The organism is Mesorhizobium sp. M4B.F.Ca.ET.089.01.1.1 (assembly GCF_004022605.1).
Taxonomy (GTDB): Bacteria; Pseudomonadota; Alphaproteobacteria; order Rhizobiales; family Rhizobiaceae; genus Mesorhizobium; species Mesorhizobium abyssinicae.
In genome coordinates, this window is sequence record NZ_RZOS01000359.1 from 1 (window position 1) to 6,123 (window position 6,123).

General features: G+C 65.7%; 7 protein-coding genes and 1 pseudogene. 7 read left to right on the plus strand and 1 reads right to left on the minus strand.

Features of this window, described 5'->3' with window-relative positions; all coding sequences use genetic code 11:
* Positions 1-338, plus strand: a pseudogene (locus EN780_RS25555) (protocatechuate dioxygenase); the annotation flags it as partial.
* A 221-nt stretch (positions 339-559) separates the two neighbouring features.
* The gene (locus EN780_RS25560) at positions 560-1,030 is read left to right on the plus strand and encodes a MarR family winged helix-turn-helix transcriptional regulator (protein WP_127392660.1); all 471 of its coding nucleotides are present in this window, start codon (positions 560-562) and stop codon (positions 1,028-1,030) included.
* A gap of 174 nt (positions 1,031-1,204) precedes the next feature.
* Here the strand turns inward: EN780_RS25560 and EN780_RS25565 are convergent, their stop codons facing one another.
* Entirely contained in the window at positions 1,205-2,101 is an 897-nt protein-coding gene (locus tag EN780_RS25565; protein WP_127392659.1) for an AraC family transcriptional regulator, read from the minus strand.
* A gap of 49 nt (positions 2,102-2,150) precedes the next feature.
* Here EN780_RS25565 and EN780_RS25570 point away from each other — a divergent pair, with 49 nt between their 5' ends.
* From EN780_RS25570 to EN780_RS25590, 5 genes are all read left to right on the plus strand, one after another.
* Entirely contained in the window at positions 2,151-2,558 is a 408-nt protein-coding gene (locus EN780_RS25570) for a DUF2000 family protein (protein ID WP_127285867.1), read from the plus strand.
* A gap of 194 nt (positions 2,559-2,752) precedes the next feature.
* Complete coding sequence (locus EN780_RS25575) at positions 2,753-3,637, plus strand: DMT family transporter (protein WP_187331356.1); 885 nt, start codon at positions 2,753-2,755, stop codon at positions 3,635-3,637.
* Positions 3,638-3,703: 66 nt separating this feature from the next.
* The gene (locus tag EN780_RS25580; RefSeq protein ID WP_127285869.1) at positions 3,704-4,726 is read left to right on the plus strand and encodes a LacI family DNA-binding transcriptional regulator; all 1,023 of its coding nucleotides are present in this window, start codon (positions 3,704-3,706) and stop codon (positions 4,724-4,726) included.
* Complete coding sequence (locus tag EN780_RS25585; RefSeq protein ID WP_128275675.1) at positions 4,723-5,703, plus strand: 2-hydroxyacid dehydrogenase; 981 nt, start codon at positions 4,723-4,725, stop codon at positions 5,701-5,703. Before EN780_RS25580 ends, EN780_RS25585 begins: the two co-directional genes overlap by 4 nt.
* Before the next feature lie 141 nt (positions 5,704-5,844).
* A partial coding sequence (locus EN780_RS25590; protein WP_128275676.1) for a hypothetical protein occupies positions 5,845-6,123 on the plus strand: 279 nt, incomplete at its 3' end.

Sequence of the window (6,123 nt, forward strand, 5' to 3'; positions counted from 1 at the left end):
AGACTTTCCTGCGCGGCTGGCAGAAAACAGACGAACGCGGCATCGTGTCCTTCGCCACCATCTATCCCGGGTGGTATCGCGGCCGCACCACCCATATCCACTTCAAGATCTTCCTGGACGACAGCTCGACGATGACCGGCCAGCTGTTCTTCCCCGACGCGCTCAGCGATCAGATCTTTGCGACCGTGCCGCCCTATGCCGAGCGCGCCGGCAAGCGCGACACGTCGAATGCGCGGGACGGCATCGCGAGACGCGCGGGACCGCTGGCGCAGGCGGCCTTGCGCGAGGCGGCGGACGCCTACCAGGCGCTGCTGGTCGTCGCGGTGAAGTCCGGCTGAGGCTCGGCTTTGCACGCCTCGACGCGCCCGCCGGAAAGCCTTCCCGCAGGGGAAAAGTCGTTTGTCATCTAACTGAAATAATCATCTGGCATCACCTCGGCGGACATCGCAATGCTTGCCGGCAAAGCTGTGCTGCAAGCCGGATTCTTTTTGATCGTCGATTGCCAACCGGCAGGCAGCCTCTATGCTGTCGGCACCGGTTCGGCCGAAGAGGGATGACCATGGCCAAGGCGGACAAGACAGCGACAATGAGCCGGCTGCATTCGGCGGCGCGACTGGCGCGCACGGCGCTCGCAGCGCGTCTTCTGGCGCATGGTTTCTATGCCGGGCAGGACCAGATCATGCTGGCGCTCGACCGCGAGGACGGCCAGACGCCCGGCAACCTCGCCGGCCGCCTGGGGGTGCGCCCGCCGACCATCACCAAGACCATCAACCGGCTGCAGGCGCAGGGTTTTCTCGAAAAGCGCGCCTCCAACGCCGATGCCCGCCAGGCCCACATCTTCCTCACCGATACCGGCCGCGACATCATCCACGCCATCGAGAAATCGGTGAAGAAGACCGAGAAGCAGGCGCTGAAGGGCCTCGACAAGAAGGACCAGAAGGCGCTGTTCAAACTGCTCGCCCGGGTCGAAGCCAATCTTTCGAACGAAGATCTGGTGCTCATCGACGACGACGCCGAGCTGGATGATTAACGAGCGACGCGTCTCGCAGCGACGCGTAAGCGCGACGCGCAGCGTCGTCGCGGTGCAGTGCGCCAGCGTTGCCCTTTAACGAGCGACGCGGTGAGCATGGTCGCTCCAAGTAGCACCCAAGCATCGGCGGCTTAGCGGAAGGGCGACGACGCTGCACGTCGCGCCTGAGAGCTATCACTGGGCGTCTCGCGGTTGAGCGACGACGCTGCGCGTCGCGCTTCGAACCAAGCTCGACCAACGCCCGGGCGTTAGCCCGAACGCCTTCTTGAAATGTCGGTTGAAATGGCTCTGGTCGCTGAAGCCGGCGGCAACGGCGATTTCGGCCAGCGGCTCGCCCGCCTCGATCATCCGGCGCGCCCGCTGCAGCCGGCGCATCACAAGGAAGCGATGCGGGCTGGTGGCGTAAGTGGCGCGGAAATGGCGCGAGAGCGCGTAGCGGTCGAGGCCGGTAACGGCTTCCAGTTCACCTGACCGCACCGGCCGCCCGGCATTCTCCTCGAGATAATCGCGCGCAAGTGCTGCGGCGCGCCATGCCGTCTTTCCCATCGGCTTCGCCGGCTGCCCGGCATGTCGACCGAGGTTCCGCGCCAGCCGCGCGATGAAATCGGCGACGAACAGCTCGTCCAATTCTTCCTCCAGCGGCGCCAGCGCCGACAGCAGCGTGCCGCGCAGCGCCGGATCACTCACCACCGCATCCTCAACGAAAGGCAGCGGCGCGCCGCGCAGGCAATCGATGAGCAGCGACGGTTCGAGATACAGGATCCTGTAGCGCAGTCCGTCCTCCGTGCCGGCGCCGCCATCGTGCAACTCGTCGGGATGCAGCACGATCACCTGGCCGGGCAGGCTGTGCCGCAGCGCGCCGCGATAGCGGAAGCGCTGGACGCCGTGCAGCGTGACGCCGATGGCATAGGTGTCGTGACGGTGCAATTCGAAGGCATTGCCGTGGAAGCGCGCCTCGATGCGCTCGATGCCGGTGCCTGCCGGCGCCGACACGATACGGTCCCCGGTGACCTCGCCCGAGCACGAACGTTCAAGACCCTGCACAGGCTCCGCGGCTAGATCGTGTGGCATCGCTTCATCCAGGCCTGTCACAGGCCGCCTCCCGGAGACTTGAATCTTGGTGTTCGATACGAAATTTGCAATCGTGCTCAGGGACGATCTCGCCGTCTGGCAAAAGCTCAACGTCACCGCCTTCCTCACCAGCGGCATCGTTGCCCAGTTCCCGGAGATCATCGGCGAGCCCTACCGCGACCGTGCCGGCAACATCTACAACCCGCTGTCGATCCAGCCGGTGATCGTGCTGTCGGCGGACGGACCGACGCTGAATGCGATCCATCGCCGGGCGCTGGAGCGCGGCGTGACGACATCGGCCTATGTCGAGGAGATGTTTTCGACCGGGCACGACGCCGCCAACCGCGCCGTCTTCGCCGAATTTGCGCCCGATGACGCCAGGGTCGTCGGCATCGCGCTGCGTGCCGAGAAGAAGCTCGTCGACAAGATCGTCAAGGGCGCCCGCATGCAGTCATGATTGAAGCCCGCAGGCGCTGGTCCACGGAGCGCCTGGACTGAGCCTGTCCGGGGACGCTTGTTGGGCCAGTCGCTTTTGGCTTGCCGGCCAGCGGCGATTGCCGCAAAAGGTGGCGTCTACCTTTCCTCGGCCCGACCTTGAGCATTCCCAAAAATCAAGACGACAGCGCAACGCCGCCGGCGGCGATGCTGCTGATGCTGTGCGTGTATGTCTGCTTCACCTTTCTCGACACCAGCAGCAAATATCTGGTGCTGGCCGGCGTCTCGGCGCTGATCGTCGCCTGGGCTCGCTTCGTCGTTCATGTGCTGCTTGTCGGCGTGTTCCTGCGCGGCTGGCGCGAGCCGTCGCGTTTTCGCGCCAGGAACCTGACCGCGCATATCCTGCGCGGCGCGTTCCTGTTCGGCTCGACCATGTGCAACATTTTCGCGCTGCGAACCCTGCAACTGGCGGAGACGACATCGATCTACTTCTTCGGCCCGATGGTGATCACCGCGCTTGCCGGTCCGCTGCTCGGCGAATGGGCGGGCTGGCGGCGCTGGCTGGCGATCCTCACCGGCTTCGTCGGCGTGCTGATCATCACCCGGCCGGGCGTCGGCGTGTTCGGCATCGGCCATCTCTTCGCGCTCGGCTCGATGCTGTCGAACAGCTTCTATGTCATCATGACCCGCCGCATGTCGGCTACGGAAAGCTCGGAAAGCCTGATCCTGTTCTCGGCACTGGCGCCGACCGTGCTGCTGTTGCCCATGCTGCCGTTCTCAGTGTCGTTGCCGCATGACGGGTGGCACTGGTTCATCCTCCTGATGCTCGGCGTGTTCGGCGCCACCGGCCATTGGCTGCTGGTGCAGGCCTATCGCCTGGCGACCACCACGGCGCTCGCCCCCTACCCCTATTCGCAGATGGTGTGGATGATCATTTCCGGCTGGATCATCTTCAACCAGTTTCCCGACCGCTGGACGCTGCTGGGGGCTGCCATCATCGTCGCCAGCGGCCTTTACATCATTCATCGCGAACACCGGCTTCGCCTGCGCAACAGCGCGACGCTGGACGCAGAGGCCGAAGCCCTGGCAAAAAAACTTTGATTTGCCGGGGATCGATGGCATAAGAGCCGCCTTTAAACAGTTTAAATCGGTTCGGGGAGCGAAGGGCTGGCACAGAAGATCAAGCTTTCGACGATCGCGGATGCGCTCGGTGTGTCCACGGCCACGGTGTCGCTGGCGCTGCGCGACAGCCCGCTGGTGGCGGGCAGCACACGCGACCGCATCAAGGAACACGCCCGCGCCATCGGCTATATCTACAATCGCCGCGCCGCCAGCCTGCGCACCTCGCGCTCAGGCATTGTCGGCGTCGTCGTGCACGACATCATGAACCCGTTCTTCGCCGAGATCCTGCGTTCGATCGAAAGCGAGCTCGACCGCAGCCGGCAGACCTTCATCCTGTCCAACCACTACGACCAGCTCGAAAAGCAGCGCACCTTCATCGACACGCTGCTGCAGCTCGGCGCCGACGGCGTCATCATGTCGCCGGCCATCGGCACGCCGGCCGAGGACATCGTCATGGCCGAGGACAACGGCCTGCCGGCGGTGTTGATCGCGCGCAGCGTCGCCGGGGCCGACGTGCCGGTCTTCCGCGGCGACGACGCCTATGGCACGGCGCTGGCCACCAACCACCTGATCTCGCTCGGCCACAAGCGCATCGCCATGATCGGCGGCACCGACCAGACGTCGACCGGCCGCGACCGTTACCAGGGTTATCTCAACGCCATGGAGGCGGCGGGGCTGGAGGTCAGGCCGTCCTGGCGCATCGCCGGCCCGCGCACCAAACAGGCCGGGTTCGAGGCCGCCGGCCAGTTCTTGGCGCTGAAAGACAAGCCGACCGCCGCCTGCTGCTGGAACGATCTCGTCGCCATCGGCCTGATGAACGGCATCGCCCGCGCCGGCCTGGTGCCGGGCGTCGACATCTCGGTCACCGGCTATGACGATCTCGAGGAGGCGGCAATCGCGACACCGGCATTGACGACGGTCTGGAACGGCCAGCGCGAGGTCGGCCGCCGCGCCGCCAGCGCGCTGCTCGACAAGCTGAATGGACAGACGGTGCGGCCGTCGCAGGAACTGATCAAGCCGGAACTGCATGTGCGCCAGTCGACCGGCAAGCCGGTGGAGCGGGCATGACCAAGACCGAACAGCAGCCGGTCGCCATCCTGGTGCCCGGCCATTTCAACGACCATGCCGTCGGCCGCATCGATCGCACGTTCCGGCGGATCGGGATCGAGCGGGCCGATCCGTCGCTGGTCACCGACGAGATGCGCGAGACGGTGCGCGGCATCGCCTGCTTCGGCGGCATCAACGCAGCCCTGATGGACGCACTACCCCGGCTCGAGATCATCGCGAATTTCGGCGTCGGCTATGATTCGGTCGACGCCCGCCATGCCGGGCAAAACGGCATCATGGTGACCAACACGCCGGACGTGCTGACCGAGGAGGTCGCCGACACCACGATCGGTCTGCTGATCAACACCGTGCGCGAAATGTACGCCGCCGAGAAATGGCTGCGCGACGGCGGCTGGGTGAAGACCGGCCACTACCCGCTGAGCCGGCTCACCTTGCGCGGCCGCAGCGTCGGCATCTTCGGCATGGGCCGCATCGGCCTCGCGGTCGCCCGCCGGCTGGAGGCTTTCGCCCTGCCGGTCTCCTACCACAACCGCCGCAAGGTCGAGGGCCTGCCCTACGGCTACCACGCGACCCTGAAAGGCCTGGCCGAGGCGGTCGACACGCTGATTTGCATCGCGCCGGGCGGCGCCGCGACGGAGAAGGCGATCAATGCCGAGATCCTGTCGGCGCTCGGCCCGAACGGCGTCTTCGTCAACATCGGCCGCGGCAGCACGGTGGACGAGGCTGCGCTTGCCGCCGCCCTTGCCAACGGCACCATCGCCGCCGCCGGACTCGATGTCTTTGCCGACGAACCGAACGTGCCGAGGGCGCTGCTCGAGGCGCCCAATACTTCGCTGCTTCCGCATGTCGGCTCGGCGTCGGAGCACACACGTCGCGCCATGGCGGATCTGTGCGTCGACAATCTCATCTCCTGGTTCAGCGAGCGCCGGCCGCTGACCCCGGTGCCGGAGACGGTTGAGGTCAAGCCGCGCGGCTGACCCCGGTCGGCTCCCCGCCATATTTCTTAGCGAACGGTTAACCATTTGGAATCACTATGCATACTTCGTTATGCATAAGCAGAGCCGAATGGTCGGTCAGGTTTGAGGCGCGCTCGCGCGCTCAATGTACGGAGAGACAGGGTGAAAGTGCTTCCCGTTTTGGTGGCGGTTGCCGCGGTGGCGGGTGGCGCCCAGCTCTTTCATGCCGGCAGCGGCGAAAGCAACGCCGGCGAAACGGCCCCGTCGAGCACCTACCGATTGACGGCCAATGGCGACGAAGCGGCCTGCGCCGTCCGGCGCGGCGCCGAAGTGTCGGGCGGGCTGACGCTGCTGACCATCGGTCCCAACTGCCGCAAGCTTTTGCCCGGCATCGAGCGGGCGAAATTCTGGCGCGAAGAGGCCGACGGCACGGTCGCCTTC